Raw genomic sequence first — 13,228 nt, 5'->3', positions numbered from 1 at the left:
CCCATATCGCGGGCCGATGGATATCAGCAAACCTTGTTTCTTTGTGGGCATCGGCGGGTCGGGCATGATGCCGCTCGCGATGATCCTCGCAGGGCGCGGCGCGACCGTCGCCGGCTCGGACCGCAACCTCGACCAGGGCCGCGTCCCCGCCAAGTTCGACGACCTCGCCGCCAAGGGCGTCGCGCTGTTCCAGCAGGACGGCAGCGGGATCGTCTCGGCGGACCAGCTCGTCATCGCCTCCGCCGCGATCGAGGCGAGCGTGCCGGACATGATCGCCGCCGACGCTCTGGGCTGCACGCGCTCGACCCGCGCGGCGATGCTCGCGTCGCTGTTCAACGACAGCCGGTTGCCAATCGGTGTCGCGGGGACGAGCGGCAAGTCCACCGTGACCGGCATGATCGGCTGGATCCTGCACGCAGTCGGGCGCGATCCGACGGTGATGAACGGCGCGGTGATGAAGAACTTCGCCACCCCCGATGCGCCGTTCGCCAGCGCCTTGGTCGGTGAGGGCGAGGCGTTCGTGAGCGAAGTCGACGAGAGCGACGGATCGATCGCGGGCTATGCGCCGAAGATCGCGGTGCTCAACAATGTCAGCCTCGATCACAAGTCGCTCGAAGAACTGCGCGTGCTGTTCGGGGACTTCGTCGCCAAGGCCGAAACCGCGGTGATCAACGCGAACGACCCCGACGCCGCCGCGCTCGCGGCGCGACTGCCGCGCGGGCAGATCACGACGTTCGCGATCGACGCGTCGGCCGATCTGCGGGCGGAAAACCTGAAGCCCGAGCCGTTCGCGATCCGCTTCGATCTCGTGTCGCGCGGCGTGCGGACGCCGGTGACGCTCGCGCTGCCGGGGCGGCATAACGTCGCCAATGCGCTGGCGGCGATCGGGGCGGCGATGGCGGCGGACGTGCCGCTGGCCGACGCGGTGAAGGCGATCGCGGGCTTTACCGGCCTGCGCCGCCGCTTCGACTTCGTGGGAGAGGCCGGCGGTGTCGCGGTGATCGACGATTTCGGGCATAATCCGGACAAGATCGCCGCCACGCTCGACACGCTCCACGCCTTTCCGGGGCGGTTGCTGCTGCTGTTCCAGCCGCACGGCTATGGCCCGCTCAAGGTGATGGGCCGCGAACTCGTCGCGACGTTCGTCGAGCGGATGGCGGAGGACGATGTCCTGATCCTGCCCGACCCGGCCTATTATGGCGGGACGGTCACGCGCGAGGTGACCAGCGCGGATATCGTCGCGCAGATCATCGAAGGCGGGCGCGACGCGCGCCACGTCGCCGACCGGGCGGACGCCGCCGCTGCACTGGTGGCCGAAGCGCGCCCCGGCGACCGAATCGTCGTGATGGGCGCCCGGGACGACACGCTGAGCGTGCTCGCCAGCGGCATGGTCGACGCCTTGGCCGTGCGATGATACGCTGAAGGCCAAGGAGACCGCCGATGTTTCGCCGCCTGTTCCTCGACCACCCCGCCACCGTGGGCGAGAGCTATACCGAGCATTTCGGCGTCGCAGGCCGGTTCGGCGTGACGATGATCAAGGGCGGCCTCGGCGCGCTGGTCCATGCGGTCGTACCGGCGTGGTGCAAGACGCGCGGCAGTGACACGGTCGCCGAATTGCACCGGCAGATGGTGCTGAAGCGCGGCGCGGTCGCGGCGGACCAGACGCAGATGAAGACGGTCGATTTCATCATCTGACGATCCGGGAGAGCCCGCTGGCTTTTCAAAGGTTACGATAAGCTCACACCCAGGACGCGGCTGCGACCATGTCTGGTCCGTGTCCTCCCCCTCCGTCACCTTCGGTGCCACCTCCCCCTGACGGGGGAGCATCGTCGTGCTATGTAAAGCGTCGTTGACTCTTATATCGCGACATGACAAGTTTCCTTTACTGATTCGCAAGGAAGCTTTCCATGACCAATCGTCCCGCCATTCGCCGTTACAATCGTCGCGTCATCACGCTGATGCTGATCTACGCTGCGACGCTGATGTTCGCGGTGTATGGGTTCAATCGTCATCTGCTGAGCGGCCCGTTCGCGTATCTGGTTGCGATCCTGCCGGCCTTGCCGATCATCGGCGTGTTCGCGGCGATGGGACGCTATCTGGTCGAGGAGACCGACGAGTATGTGCGGATGCTGACGGTCCGCCAGACGCTGTACGCGACCGGGTTCGCATTGAGCATCGCGACCATCTGGGGGTTCCTCGAGGCGTTCGACCTCGTCGGGCATATCGAGTCCTATTACATCGCCGTGCTGTGGTTCGCCGGCCTCGGGTTCGGCAATTGCATGAACGCGCTGACCAAGGCGCGCGAGGCATGAAGAACCGCCTGAAAGTCCTGCGTGCCGAGCGCGACTGGAGCCAGGGCGACCTAGCCGACCGGCTCGAAGTCTCGCGGCAGAGCGTCAATGCGATCGAGACGGGACGCTATGATCCGTCGCTGCCGCTGGCGTTCAAGATCGCCGAACTGTTCGAGCTTGCGATCGAAGATATCTTCACCAGCCCGTCGAAGGAGTCCTGACATGATCACGCATCTCAAAGCCCGCCTTGCAGCCACCGCCGCCACGCTGATGATCGTCCTGCATCCCGTCGCGAGCCATGCGCAAGCTATGGCCACCACCGCGACGAAAGCCGAAGCGGTGGAGGCACAGATGCCGCACATCTCGGTGCAGACCGTCGGCAAGGGCACGCCCGTGATCCTGATCCCGGGGCTTTCGTCGCCCCGCGCGGTGTGGGCGGGGGTCGTCCCCACGCTCGCGACGTCGCACCGGGTGTATGTCGTGCAGGTCAACGGCTTCGGGGGCGACGATCCGCTTGCGAACCTGTCGCCCGGCATCCTCGACGGGATCGTTGCCGATCTCCACACGCTGATCACCCAGTCGAAGCTCGGCAAGCCGGCCATCGTCGGGCATTCGATGGGCGGACTCGTCTCGCTGATGCTGGCCAAGGCGCACCCGGAGGACGTCGGCAAGCTGATGATCGTCGATTCGCTGCCGTATATCGGCGAAATCTTCGCGCCCGGTGCAACTGTCGCGGCACTCGAACCGCAGGCAAAGGCGATGCGCGACGGCATGGCGGCGGCGTACGGCAAGCCTGTGAATCCGGCGGCGAACGAGGCGCTCGCCGCGCGCATGGCGCTCAAGCCCGCGTCGCGCACGCGCGTTGCCGACTGGGCGGCAAAGGCGGATGCGCGCGTCTCGGCGCAGGCGATGTACGAGGACCTGACCACCGACCTGCGTCCCGCGATGGCGTCGATCGCCGCGCCGATCACCCTGATCTATCCGTGGAATGCGGTAGGGCCGACCAAGCCGGTCGCGGATGCGCTGTACCGGAAGGCCTATGCCACCGCGCCGCACATGACTTTCGTCGATATCGGCGATGCAGCGCATTTCGTGATGCTGGATCAACCGGTCGCGTTCCAGGCGGCACTCGACGACTTTCTCCGGCGCTGACGGGCGGCTAAGGGTGGCGGCATGACCGATATCGCTCCCGCCGCCGCCACGCCTCCCGCCAAGGAGCGCCCTCGCCTCGCCTATCACCATACGCCCGGAACAGGTCCGACTTTGGTGTTCCTGTCGGGCTATGCGTCGGACATGACGGGGACCAAGGCCGTCACGCTCGAGGCGTGGGCCAAGTCCGAGGGGCGCGCGTTCCTGCGGTTCGATTATGGCGGGTGCGGGCAGAGCGAGGGGGCGTTCGAGGACCAGACGCTGGTCGATTGGCGCGACGACGTGCTGGCAATGATCGACGCGCTGGTTGACGACTCGGCGATCCTCGTTGGCTCGTCGCTGGGCGGGTGGCTGATGCTGCTGGCGGCGAAGCTGCGGCCCGATCTGATCAAGGGGCTGGTCGGCGTCGCGCCGGCGCCCGATTTCACCGATTGGGGGTTCACCACCGACGAGAAGATGGCGCTGCTCTCCAACGGGCGGATCGAGCGCAAGAACCCTTATGGTCCGAATCCGACCGTCTATACTCGCCCGTTCTGGTCGTCTGGCGAGGCCAACCGGCTGATGTTCGGCGAGATCGCGTTCGATGGCCCGGTGCGGCTGGTGCAGGGCCAGCGCGATCCGGACGTGCCGTGGCAGCGGACTGCGCGGCTCGCCGAGTTGTTGCGTTCAGCCGATGTGCAGACATGGCTGGTCAAGGACGGCGATCACCGCCTGTCGCGCGACAGCGACATTTCCCTCATCATCCGGGCGGTCGAGGATGTGATCGCCGCCCTATGATCCCGATTATACTGCTCGCCCTTGCTGCGGCTCAAGCCGGCCCCGTCGATGCGCAGGAAGGGCGGTTCCGGCAATGTGTCGCGCTGGCCCAGACCGATCCGGCGGCGGCGCGGGCCGAGGCCGGGCGCTGGCGGATTTCGGGCGGGCGGTATTTCGCGCGGGAATGCGCAGGGATCGCATTTGCGGCGGAGAAGAGCTGGCCCTTGGCGGCGGGTGAGTTCGAGGAGGCGGCGCGCGCGGCGCAGCTTGCCAAGGATGCGCGGGCGGCGAATTACTGGGCGCAGGCGGGCAATGCCTGGTTGGCGGCGGCGCAACCGGCCAAGGCGCGCGCGGCGCTCGATTCGGCGCTGACCGCGGGGACGCTGACCGGGTTGCCGCTGGGCGAGGCGCAACTCGATCATGCGCGCGCGCTGGTCGCGACGGGTGACCTCGAATCGGCACGGACCGATATCGACCTGGCGCTGACCAATGCGGCGGACGACCCGCTCGCGTGGCTGTTGTCGGCGACGTTGGCGCGGCGCGAGGGGAATCCGGCGCGGGCGAAGAAGGATATCGGCGAGGCGCTGCGGCGCTCGGCGGACGATGCCTCGGTCCAGCTGGAGGCGGGGAATATCGCCGCGCTGGCGGGCGACGAGGATGCCGCGCGGGCGGCGTGGGGACAGGCAGCGCGGCTGGCGCCGGATACGCCGGTTGGGCGGAGTGCGGTTACCGCGTTGAAGCAGTTCGACTCCGGAAGCAGCGCTCCTCGTGCGAGCGCTCCTAATGCCGGCGCTCCGATCGGGCGATAGCGTGAACCTCCCCGGCGAAGGCCGGGGCCCAGTTGGGGGCCGCTGCTGATATAGGACGGCGCTTCGTTACAACGACCTTCCCAACTGGGCCCCGGCCTTCGCCGGGGAGGTGGCGTGATGTGGACGGACAGTTGACGCCCTTTCACCCCCCGCCCCGCATCCCTATCTGCTGGCTCGAACAACCCTCGGAGCAAGCATGAAATATCTCCACACCATGATCCGCGTGACCGACCCGGCGAAGACGATCGCGTTCTTCGAGCTGCTCGGGCTGAAGGAGGTCCGGCGGATGGACAGCGAGAAGGGGCGCTTCACGCTGATCTTCCTCTCCGCCCCCGGTGACGAGAGCGCCGAGGTCGAGCTGACGCACAATTGGGATCCCGAGGAGTATGGCGAGGGTCGTAATTTCGGGCATCTCGCCTACCGCGTCGACAATATCTACGACACCTGCCAGCGGCTGATGGACTCGGGTGTTACGATCAATCGCCCGCCGCGCGACGGCCACATGGCGTTCGTGCGCACCCCCGACAACATCTCGATCGAGCTGTTGCAGGCGGATGGCGCGCTCGATCCCGCCGAGCCCTGGGCGTCGATGCCGAACACGGGCAAGTGGTAAGCTGATGCTCGATATCGTCCGCGTTCCGGTCCTGTCCGACAATTACAGCTGGCTGATCCACGACACCGTCTCGGGCGAGACGGTCGTCGTCGACCCGGGCGAGGCGGGGCCGGTGATCGCCGCCGCCAAGATGCGCGACTGGCGGATCGATCGGGTGTGGACGACGCACTGGCATCCCGATCACACCGGCGGGAACGCCGAGATGAAGGCGTACGGCGCGTCGATCGTCGGCCCCGCCGCGGAGGCGGACAAGATCCCGACGCTCGACGAGCAGGTCGGCGAAGGGGACGTGGTGCGGATCGGCGATCATGCGGCGACCGTCATGACCGTGCCCGGCCATACGCAGGGGCATATCGCGTTCCACTTTGCTGACGACGCGGCGATCTTCACCGGGGATACGCTGTTCGCGATGGGGTGTGGGCGGCTGTTCGAGGGGACGCCGGCCGACATGTTCACGAACATGCAGCGTTACGCCGTGTTGCCGGACGAGACCGAGGTGTTCTGCGGGCATGAATATACGCAGAGCAACGGGCGCTATGCGCTGGTCGCCGAGCCGGACAATGCGGCGATCGCTGCTCGCATGGTCGCGGTCGATGCGGCGCGGGCGAAGGGCGAGCCCACCGTGCCCACGACGATCGGGCTCGAGCGCGCGACCAACCCGTTCCTGCGGGCGACGTCGGTCGAGCAGCTTGCCGGCTATCGCGCGGCGAAGGATGCATTTCGCGGATAACAAGCGTATGCGGGTGGCGGGGATTTTGAGGAGCGTTGCGATGCGGATGCGGACCCTGCCACTCTTGATTTTGCCGGCTATGTTGCTCGGCGCGTGCACGCAAACCCAAGCGGAGGTCGAGCGCGCGCAGGTGCGTGAGGCTGGCGTGCAGGAGAAGCTGGCGAAGGAGCTTGCAGGGCTGGTGCCGGGCAAGCCTATGACGTGCATCAGCCAGTTCCCGCAGAAGCAGAGCTCGGGCTACGGCGCGACGATCCTGTACCGCGTCAACAGCGGGCTGGTCTATCGCAGCGATACCGTCGGTGGGTGCGAGGGGGTCGCGCGTGGCGATATTCTCGTGACGCGCACGCCGACCGGGCAGCTTTGCCGCGGCGATATCGCGCAGACGTTCGACCAACAGTCGCGCTTTCCGACCGGCAGCTGCAGCTTTGGCGAGTTCGTGCCGTATCGCAAGCCATGATGCGCGTGGTCGTTCTTGCGGCGCTGGCGCTGACTTTGGTGGCGGGAAAGTCCGATCCCTTGGCGGACCGGGTGGCGGGCAAGCCGGTGCGGTGCATCGATATCCAGCGGAACGGCGGCCCCGAGATCGTCGATTCGCAGACGATCCTGTACCGGCAGTCGGGCACGCGGATCTGGAAAACGGGGCCGGTCGGCGAGTGCCCGTCGCTGCGGCCGCGCGATACGCTGATCGTCGACGTGTATGGCGGGCAAGTGTGTCGGAACGATCGATTCCGGACGGTGTCGGTGGGTATGTCGATCCCGTCGGGTTACTGCCGGTTCCGCGATTTCACGCCGTATGACAAGGTAGCGAAATAGCGGCGAGACTGTCTGCTTCCCCCCCCGGCGAAGGCCGGGACCCAATTCGGGGACGCTGGTGACGACCGCGGCGCTCCGTTACGGCTACCTTTCCAATTGGGCCCCGGCCTTCGCCGGGGTGGAGTAATTGGTTGCCCCACCCCCGTTATCCTGACTTTCGTCAAAATAACGGGGTCAGTCCACAAACACCGCCGTGCGCTTTTCCATGTTCGCCTTCACCTGCTCGATCTGGTTGGGCGAGCGAATCACCTTCAACTGCTCTTCGGTTTCCGCGAGCAGGATCGAGGCCGAATCCGCGTCGGCGGCGAGGTTGTAGAGCGTCTTGGCGCCACGGATCGTCTGTGGATTCTTCGCCGCGATCTCGCGCGCGAGCATCATGGCTTCGCCGAATGGGTCCTCGGACAGCCGCGTGACGAAGCCGTGCCGCACCGCCTCCGCCCCGTCGAATTCGCGGGCGGTGTAGGTGAGTTCGCGGAGCACGTCGTCGCGCGCGAGCGTCCGCCACAGCGCGATGCCGGCCATGTCGGGGACCAAGCCCCAATAGGTTTCGCGGATCGCGAAACGGGCGCTGGGATGCGCGATGCGGATGTCGGCGCCCGACAGGATCTGGAACCCGCCGCCGAATGCGACGCCGTGGACCGCGGCGATCACCGGCATCGGCAGCATGCGCCAGCCCCACGCAACCTGCTGCGGAAGGTTCGCCCCTTCCGCCGTCCGCTCGCCGAGCCCCAGCCCCGACCCGCCGTCTGCCATCGACGCCATGTCGAGCCCGGCGCAGAACGCCTTGCCCTCGCCCGACAGCACGACGCAGCGGACGTCGGTCATTCCCGCGAGGCGGTCGATCGCGGCCGCGATGCCCTCGAACATCGCCGGATCGATCGCGTTCATCTTGTCCGCGCGGTTGAGGCGGACGTCGGCGATGCCGCCCTCTACGGTAATCGTGACCCGGTCGTTCACTTGGGGATCCTCTCCTGTTTGGCAGGACGCTAACCGCCCCTGCCCGCACCCGCAACATTGCGCAGCGACGCGGGCCGTGTAGAGGCTCGCCGATGGCTGGTTTCGACGCACAATGGTTTTCGACACGCGGGTTCGGCGGGCACGGCGCCGCGCTGGGGATGCGCTATCACGCGCATGGCGAGGATTGGGCGGAGCTTGCGCTGCCCTATGACGCGAAACTCATCGGCGATTCTTCGAGCGGCGTGATCGCGTCGGGGCCGATCATCACGATGATGGACATGGCGACGAGTCTGGCGATCTGGATCAAGCGCGATGCGTTCGTGCCGCATGCGACGCTCGACCTGCGCGTCGACTACCTGCGCCCCGCGACGCCGGGCAAGACGGTGATCGGGCGCGGCGAATGCTACCGGATCACGCGCTCGATCGCGTTCGTGCGGGGCCAGGCGCATGACGGTGATCCCGAGGACCCGCTCGCGCACGTCGCGGGGACGTTCATGGTGGTGGGCGATGTCGCCGGGATGGGCCTGAACAGAAGGATCGAGGCATGACGATCGGCCTGCCGCCCTATGCGGAGATTCTCCGCGTGTCGGTCGAGGGCGAGGACGGTGCGCCGCCGGTGCTGATGATGCCGTTCGCCGACGACGTGCTCGGGCGACCGGGGTTCCTGCATGGCGGCGCGATCTCGGGGTTGCTGGAGATGGCGGCGATCGCGGCGTTGCAGCATGCGCTGGAGGCCGAGGGCGGCGGGCGGATCAAGCCGGTCAACGTCACGGTCGATTTCATGCGGGGTGGACGCGACAAGCCGACGCGGGCGGCAGGGGTGGTTACGCGGCTGGGGACGCGGGTGGCGAATGTCGAGGCGACCGCGTGGCAGGACGAACGCGACAAGCCGATCGCCGCCGCGCGGATGAACTACCTGATCGTGAGAGACTGATCTTCTACTCCCCTTCCGCTTGCGGGAGGGGTCGGGGGAGGGGCGCGCCCCACCAGCCGGACGCCAGTACGTACGTCGCCCCCTCCCCTAACCCCTCCCGCAAGCGGGAGGGGAATACGTCCTACTTCGCCGTCAGCTTGATCAGCCGGCCTTGCGAGTCGCCACCGTCTTCCAGCACCCAGATCGCGCCATCGGGGCCTTGTTCGACGTCGCGGATGCGCGCGCGCATGTCCCATTGGTCGCCCTTAGCCGCATTCGTGCCGTTCAGATCGACGCGCACCAGCGACTTCGACGACAGGCCGCCGATGAACGCGTCGCCCTTCCACTGCGGGAACATGCTGCCCGAATAGATCATGAGGCCGCCGGGCGAGATCACCGGGTTCCACGATACCTTGGGCGGCTCGTAGCCGTCGCCGGGCTTGTGGTCGGGGATGTCGGTGCCGTCATAGTTGCTGCCGTTCGAGGCGTTGGGCCAGCCGTAATTGAGGCCGGGCTTGATCAGATTGACCTCGTCGCCGCCCTTTGGCCCCATCTCCTGCTCCCAAAGATTGCCCTGCGCGTCGAACGCGATGCCGAGCAGGTTGCGGTGGCCGTAGCTCCAGATCTCCGGCGCGAAGCCCTTGGCCACGAGCGGGTTGCCGGGGGCGGGTTTGCCGTCGAGCGTCAGGCGGAGGACCTTGCCGAGCGTAACCTTGGGGTCCTGCGCGGGCGTGAACTTCTGGCGCTCGCCATTGGTGAAGAACAGATATTTGCCGTCGGGCGAGAACGCGATGCGGCCGGAATAATGGCCGTTCCCTTCGACGAAAGGCCGCGCGCGGAACAGTTCCTCGACGCCTTCGAGCCTCAGACCTCGACTATCCTCGACAAGCTTGCCACGCCAGAGTGCGACGCCCTTCCCGCCTGCGCCCGTGATCGATCCCGAAAAATAGACGAGCTGATTGGCGGCGAAGTCGGGGGCGAGCACCACGTCCATCAACGCGCCCTGCCCTGCGCTGTCGATCTTCGGGATACCCTCTACCGGCATCGTGGCGGTGACGCTGTTTTTCCGCTCTTTCGACGCGATCATGAGCATCAGCATCCGGCCGTCCTTCTCGGTCACGAGAGCGCGTCCGTCGGGCAGGACCGTCATTGCCCAGGGTGACTCGAAATCGGCAACGACCGCCTGGTTGAACGGCTTGCCGCCCCCGGCCGGCTGTGCGGAACAGGCGGTCGAGGCGAGCAAGGTAACAGACAGCAGACTGGTGGCGAACAGCGTGTGGCGAATCATGATCTTCTCCCGGAAATCTTTGTTCAAACGCGAGCGTAGCAATGAAGGTTGCTCCCGCTTGCGAACCTGCGCCACCCCGCGTATAGACGCATCACTTCTCTACATCGCCAGATGAAGAGGCTGCGGGGCTTGCTCCGCGGCAGCAATCACCTGTGTTCTGGAATTCCGATGGCGAACATCGCCCTGTTGACCGACCTGATCGAACCCGAGGCCACCGCGCTCGGCCTCAGCCTCGTGCGCGTGCGCATGCAGGGCGGCAAGTCCGATCCGACGTTGCAGGTGATGGCCGAACGCCCCGACACCCGCCAGCTGGTGATCGAGGATTGCGCCGAGCTGTCGCGCCGCATCTCGGACAAGTTCGATGCGCTCGAGGCCGAGGGCAAGGACCCGGTCGGCGAGGAGGCCTATCGTCTCGAAGTGTCGAGCCCCGGTATCGATCGCCCGCTGACGCGGTTGCAGGACTTTGCCGATTGGGAAGGCCAGGAGGCGCGCATCCGCCTCGTCGAGCCGTTCGAGGATCGCAAGCAGATCTCGGGCAACCTGATGGGCGTCGAGGGGACCAAGATCACCGTCGACGTGAACAAGCACAAGATCATGACGATTGACTTCGCCCAAGTGGCCGACGCCAAGCTCGTCATGACCGACCGACTCATCGCCGCGACCGCGCCGCTTTCGATCGAAGGCGCGGACGAAGTTTTCTATCAAGACACGCCCACCGATGAGCCCAGCGCTCACGAGGCCGACACCGAAGAAGGACAGCATTGATGGCCACGGCAGTCACCGCAAACCGCGCGGAACTGATCGCGATCGCGAATTCGGTCGCGTCGGAGAAGATGATCGACAAGGCGATCGTGATCGAGGCGATGGAGGACGCGATCCAGCGCGCCGCCCGCTCGCGCTACGGCGCCGAGAACGACATCCGCGCGAAGCTCGACCCGAACACCGGCGATCTGCGCTTGTGGCGCGTCGTCGAAGTGGTCGAGGCCGTCGATGACTATTTCAAGCAGGTCGACGTCAAGGGCGCACAGAAGCTCCAGAAGGACGCAGCCCTCGGTGACTTCATCGTCGATCCTTTGCCCCCGATCGAGTTCGGCCGCATCGCCGCACAGGCTGCCAAGCAGGTCATCTTCCAGAAGGTTCGCGACGCCGAGCGCGAGCGCCAGTTCGAAGAGTATAAGGACCGCGCGGGCGAGATCATCACCGGCGTCGTCAAGCGCGTCGAGTTCGGCCATGTCGTCGTCGACCTGGGCCGTGCGGAAGGCGTCATTCGCCGCGACGCACAGATCCCGCGCGAAGTGGTGCGCGTCAACGACCGCATCCGCTCGCTGATCCTCAACGTCCGCCGCGAAAACCGCGGGCCGCAGATCTTCCTCAGCCGCGCGCATCCCGACTTCATGAAGAAGCTGTTCGCGCAGGAAGTCCCCGAAATCTACGACGGCATCATCGAGATCAAGGCCGCGGCCCGCGATCCCGGTTCGCGCGCGAAAATCGGCGTCATCAGCCATGATTCGTCGATCGATCCGGTCGGCGCGTGCGTCGGCATGAAGGGCAGCCGCGTGCAGGCCGTCGTGCAGGAAATGCAGGGCGAGAAGATCGACATCATCCCCTGGTCGCCCGACATCGCGACCTTCGTCGTCAACGCGCTGCAGCCGGCCTCGGTCAGCCGCGTCGTGATCGACGAGGAAGAAGAGCGTATTGAGGTGGTCGTTCCCGATGACCAGCTGTCGCTGGCGATCGGCCGTCGTGGCCAGAACGTCCGGCTCGCGTCGCAGCTCACCGGTAAGGCGATTGACATCCTCACCGAGGCCGATGCCTCCGAGAAGCGCCAGAAGGACTTCGTCGAGCGTTCGGCGATGTTCGAGAAGGAGCTCGACGTCGACGAGACGCTCGCACAGCTGCTGGTCGCCGAAGGGTTCACCAACCTCGAAGAGGTCGCCTATGTCGAGGTCGAGGAGATCGCCGGCATCGAGGGCTTCGACGAGGATCTCGCAGGCGAGCTGCAGAACCGCGCGACCGAGGCGCTTGAGCGTCGCGACGCGGCCAGCCGCGAAGAGCGCACCGCGCTCGGCGTGGAGGACGCGCTGATTGACATGCCGTATCTGAACGAGGCGATGCTCGTCACGCTCGGCAAGGCGGGCATCAAGACGCTCGACGATCTCGCCGATCTGGCGACCGACGAGCTGGTCGAGAAGAAGCGCGTCGAGCCCCGTCGTCGCAACGACGATGCGCCCAAGCGCCCCGAGCCGAAGGGCGGGATCCTCGCGGAATATGGCCTGAGCGACGAGCAGGGTAACGAGATCATCATGGCCGCGCGTGCGCACTGGTTCGAGGACGAGGCGCCCGAGGCTGGCGCTGAGGACGCGGACGAGACTCCGGTGGAAGCCGCTGCGGTTGAAGAGACTGCGGTTGAAGAGACTGCGGTTGAAGAGACTGCGGTTGAAGAGACTGCGGTTGAAGAGACTGCGGCTGAAGAGACTGCGGCTGAAGAGACTGCGGCTGAAGAGACTGCGGCTGAAGAGACTGCGGCTGAAGAGACTGCGGCTGACGACGCTGCGGACACGACGGACGCGAAGAGCGAGGACGACAAGGCCTGATGCCCTTCGTCAGCATCCGCATCTCGGGGTCCGCCACCAAGGACCAGAAGGCCGGCATCGTCGCCGACGTCACCCAGTCGCTCGTGCAGCGGCTGGGAAAGAACCCGGCTGCGGTGCAGATCGTGATCGAGGAAGTCTCGACCGAAAATTACGGCGCCGGCGGGCAATTGCTCGTCGACCGCGACGCCCCGAAGACTCTGACGCAGGAGGACGCACATGCGGAACCCTCCCGATGAGACGCTAGGCGCGACCGACACTACTCCTTCCTCCCCTCCCGCAAGCGGGAGGGGACCGAGGGGTGGGCGCCCGGCTTCG

18 protein-coding genes are annotated in these 13,228 nt (G+C 66.4%); 16 read left to right on the top strand and 2 right to left on the bottom strand.

Features of this window, described 5'->3' with window-relative positions; all coding sequences use genetic code 11:
- The first annotated feature begins 16 nt into the window (after positions 1 to 16).
- From EQZ23_RS09215 to EQZ23_RS09165, 11 genes are all read left to right on the top strand, one after another.
- Positions 17 to 1,414 (top strand): Mur ligase family protein, encoded by a 1,398-nt coding sequence (locus EQZ23_RS09215; protein WP_128454142.1) that lies wholly within the window; start codon positions 17 to 19, stop codon positions 1,412 to 1,414.
- Positions 1,415 to 1,440: 26 nt separating this feature from the next.
- Complete coding sequence (locus EQZ23_RS09210; RefSeq protein WP_128454141.1) at positions 1,441 to 1,695, top strand: DUF6356 family protein; 255 nt, start codon at positions 1,441 to 1,443, stop codon at positions 1,693 to 1,695.
- A gap of 212 nt (positions 1,696 to 1,907) precedes the next feature.
- Entirely contained in the window at positions 1,908 to 2,312 is a 405-nt protein-coding gene (locus tag EQZ23_RS09205; protein WP_128454140.1) for a hypothetical protein, read from the top strand.
- Positions 2,309 to 2,512 carry a helix-turn-helix transcriptional regulator gene (locus EQZ23_RS09200; RefSeq protein ID WP_128454139.1) on the top strand — a complete coding sequence of 68 codons (204 nt, stop codon included), beginning with the start codon at positions 2,309 to 2,311 and terminating at the stop codon, positions 2,510 to 2,512. The genes EQZ23_RS09205 and EQZ23_RS09200 overlap by 4 nt, the downstream gene beginning before the upstream one ends.
- 1 nt (position 2,513) lies before the next feature.
- Entirely contained in the window at positions 2,514 to 3,443 is a 930-nt protein-coding gene (locus EQZ23_RS09195; protein ID WP_128454138.1) for an alpha/beta hydrolase, read from the top strand.
- A 21-nt stretch (positions 3,444 to 3,464) separates the two neighbouring features.
- Positions 3,465 to 4,217 carry an alpha/beta hydrolase gene (locus EQZ23_RS09190; protein WP_128454137.1) on the top strand — a complete coding sequence of 251 codons (753 nt, stop codon included), beginning with the start codon at positions 3,465 to 3,467 and terminating at the stop codon, positions 4,215 to 4,217.
- Entirely contained in the window at positions 4,214 to 5,005 is a 792-nt protein-coding gene (locus tag EQZ23_RS09185) for a hypothetical protein (protein ID WP_128454136.1), read from the top strand. Before EQZ23_RS09190 ends, EQZ23_RS09185 begins: the two co-directional genes overlap by 4 nt.
- Before the next feature lie 196 nt (positions 5,006 to 5,201).
- Positions 5,202 to 5,618 carry a VOC family protein gene (locus EQZ23_RS09180; RefSeq protein WP_128454135.1) on the top strand — a complete coding sequence of 139 codons (417 nt, stop codon included), beginning with the start codon at positions 5,202 to 5,204 and terminating at the stop codon, positions 5,616 to 5,618.
- Between the two features lie 4 nt (positions 5,619 to 5,622).
- Positions 5,623 to 6,348 carry a hydroxyacylglutathione hydrolase gene (gloB, locus tag EQZ23_RS09175; RefSeq protein WP_128454134.1) on the top strand — a complete coding sequence of 242 codons (726 nt, stop codon included), beginning with the start codon at positions 5,623 to 5,625 and terminating at the stop codon, positions 6,346 to 6,348.
- A 40-nt stretch (positions 6,349 to 6,388) separates the two neighbouring features.
- Complete coding sequence (locus EQZ23_RS09170) at positions 6,389 to 6,805, top strand: hypothetical protein (protein ID WP_240663443.1); 417 nt, start codon at positions 6,389 to 6,391, stop codon at positions 6,803 to 6,805.
- Positions 6,805 to 7,161 carry a hypothetical protein gene (locus tag EQZ23_RS09165; protein ID WP_128454133.1) on the top strand — a complete coding sequence of 119 codons (357 nt, stop codon included), beginning with the start codon at positions 6,805 to 6,807 and terminating at the stop codon, positions 7,159 to 7,161. The genes EQZ23_RS09170 and EQZ23_RS09165 overlap by 1 nt, the downstream gene beginning before the upstream one ends.
- A 174-nt stretch (positions 7,162 to 7,335) precedes the next feature.
- Here EQZ23_RS09165 and EQZ23_RS09160 read toward each other — a convergent pair whose 3' ends face one another.
- Positions 7,336 to 8,118: a crotonase/enoyl-CoA hydratase family protein gene (locus EQZ23_RS09160; protein WP_128454132.1), complete on the bottom strand. Its 783-nt coding sequence runs from the start codon at positions 8,116 to 8,118 to the stop codon at positions 7,336 to 7,338.
- A gap of 92 nt (positions 8,119 to 8,210) precedes the next feature.
- Between EQZ23_RS09160 and EQZ23_RS09155 the strand changes: the two genes are divergently transcribed.
- Positions 8,211 to 8,666, top strand: coding sequence for a PaaI family thioesterase (locus EQZ23_RS09155; protein WP_128454131.1), 456 nt, complete (start codon positions 8,211 to 8,213; stop codon positions 8,664 to 8,666).
- On the top strand, positions 8,663 to 9,052 hold the full coding sequence (locus tag EQZ23_RS09150) for a PaaI family thioesterase (protein WP_128454130.1): 390 nt from the start codon (positions 8,663 to 8,665) through the stop codon (positions 9,050 to 9,052). Before EQZ23_RS09155 ends, EQZ23_RS09150 begins: the two co-directional genes overlap by 4 nt.
- Positions 9,053 to 9,173: 121 nt before the next feature.
- On the opposite strand, the gene EQZ23_RS09140 is transcribed toward EQZ23_RS09150, so the two are convergent.
- A complete protein-coding gene (locus EQZ23_RS09140) occupies positions 9,174 to 10,319 on the bottom strand; it encodes a PQQ-dependent sugar dehydrogenase (protein ID WP_128454129.1) in 1,146 nt (381 codons plus the stop codon).
- 168 nt (positions 10,320 to 10,487) lie between these two features.
- Between EQZ23_RS09140 and rimP the strand changes: the two genes are divergently transcribed.
- Genes rimP through EQZ23_RS09125 form a run of 3 tightly spaced genes read left to right on the top strand, consistent with a single transcriptional unit; the run spans position 10,488 to position 13,149 of the window.
- The gene (rimP, locus tag EQZ23_RS09135; RefSeq protein WP_128454128.1) at positions 10,488 to 11,084 is read left to right on the top strand and encodes a ribosome maturation protein RimP; all 597 of its coding nucleotides are present in this window, start codon (positions 10,488 to 10,490) and stop codon (positions 11,082 to 11,084) included.
- Positions 11,084 to 12,913 (top strand): transcription termination factor NusA, encoded by a 1,830-nt coding sequence (gene nusA, locus EQZ23_RS09130; RefSeq protein ID WP_240663441.1) that lies wholly within the window; start codon positions 11,084 to 11,086, stop codon positions 12,911 to 12,913. The genes rimP and nusA overlap by 1 nt, the downstream gene beginning before the upstream one ends.
- On the top strand, positions 12,913 to 13,149 hold the full coding sequence (locus EQZ23_RS09125) for a 4-oxalocrotonate tautomerase family protein (RefSeq protein ID WP_128454127.1): 237 nt from the start codon (positions 12,913 to 12,915) through the stop codon (positions 13,147 to 13,149). The genes nusA and EQZ23_RS09125 overlap by 1 nt, the downstream gene beginning before the upstream one ends.
- The last annotated feature ends 79 nt before the right edge of the window (positions 13,150 to 13,228 follow it).

This window comes from Sphingomonas sp. UV9 (assembly GCF_004101245.1).
GTDB lineage: Bacteria > Pseudomonadota > Alphaproteobacteria > Sphingomonadales > Sphingomonadaceae > Sphingomonas.
Note: the sequence above shows the minus strand (reverse complement) of the source record. Positions and strands in the feature narration are given on the sequence as shown.

Coding starts and splice junctions, on each gene's coding strand:
- EQZ23_RS09170 (WP_240663443.1), top strand. CDS start 6,389: ATGCGGATGCGGACCCTGCCACTCTTGATTTTGCCGGCTATGTTGCTC.
- EQZ23_RS09155 (WP_128454131.1), top strand. CDS start 8,211: ATGGCTGGTTTCGACGCACAATGGTTTTCGACACGCGGGTTCGGCGGG.
- EQZ23_RS09140 (WP_128454129.1), bottom strand. CDS start 10,319: ATGATTCGCCACACGCTGTTCGCCACCAGTCTGCTGTCTGTTACCTTG.
- gloB (WP_128454134.1), top strand. CDS start 5,623: ATGCTCGATATCGTCCGCGTTCCGGTCCTGTCCGACAATTACAGCTGG.
- EQZ23_RS09205 (WP_128454140.1), top strand. CDS start 1,908: ATGACCAATCGTCCCGCCATTCGCCGTTACAATCGTCGCGTCATCACG.
- EQZ23_RS09125 (WP_128454127.1), top strand. CDS start 12,913: ATGCCCTTCGTCAGCATCCGCATCTCGGGGTCCGCCACCAAGGACCAG.
- EQZ23_RS09150 (WP_128454130.1), top strand. CDS start 8,663: ATGACGATCGGCCTGCCGCCCTATGCGGAGATTCTCCGCGTGTCGGTC.
- EQZ23_RS09200 (WP_128454139.1), top strand. CDS start 2,309: ATGAAGAACCGCCTGAAAGTCCTGCGTGCCGAGCGCGACTGGAGCCAG.
- EQZ23_RS09180 (WP_128454135.1), top strand. CDS start 5,202: ATGAAATATCTCCACACCATGATCCGCGTGACCGACCCGGCGAAGACG.
- EQZ23_RS09195 (WP_128454138.1), top strand. CDS start 2,514: ATGATCACGCATCTCAAAGCCCGCCTTGCAGCCACCGCCGCCACGCTG.
- EQZ23_RS09215 (WP_128454142.1), top strand. CDS start 17: ATGGATATCAGCAAACCTTGTTTCTTTGTGGGCATCGGCGGGTCGGGC.
- EQZ23_RS09185 (WP_128454136.1), top strand. CDS start 4,214: ATGATCCCGATTATACTGCTCGCCCTTGCTGCGGCTCAAGCCGGCCCC.
- EQZ23_RS09190 (WP_128454137.1), top strand. CDS start 3,465: ATGACCGATATCGCTCCCGCCGCCGCCACGCCTCCCGCCAAGGAGCGC.
- EQZ23_RS09165 (WP_128454133.1), top strand. CDS start 6,805: ATGCGCGTGGTCGTTCTTGCGGCGCTGGCGCTGACTTTGGTGGCGGGA.
- EQZ23_RS09210 (WP_128454141.1), top strand. CDS start 1,441: ATGTTTCGCCGCCTGTTCCTCGACCACCCCGCCACCGTGGGCGAGAGC.
- nusA (WP_240663441.1), top strand. CDS start 11,084: ATGGCCACGGCAGTCACCGCAAACCGCGCGGAACTGATCGCGATCGCG.
- rimP (WP_128454128.1), top strand. CDS start 10,488: ATGGCGAACATCGCCCTGTTGACCGACCTGATCGAACCCGAGGCCACC.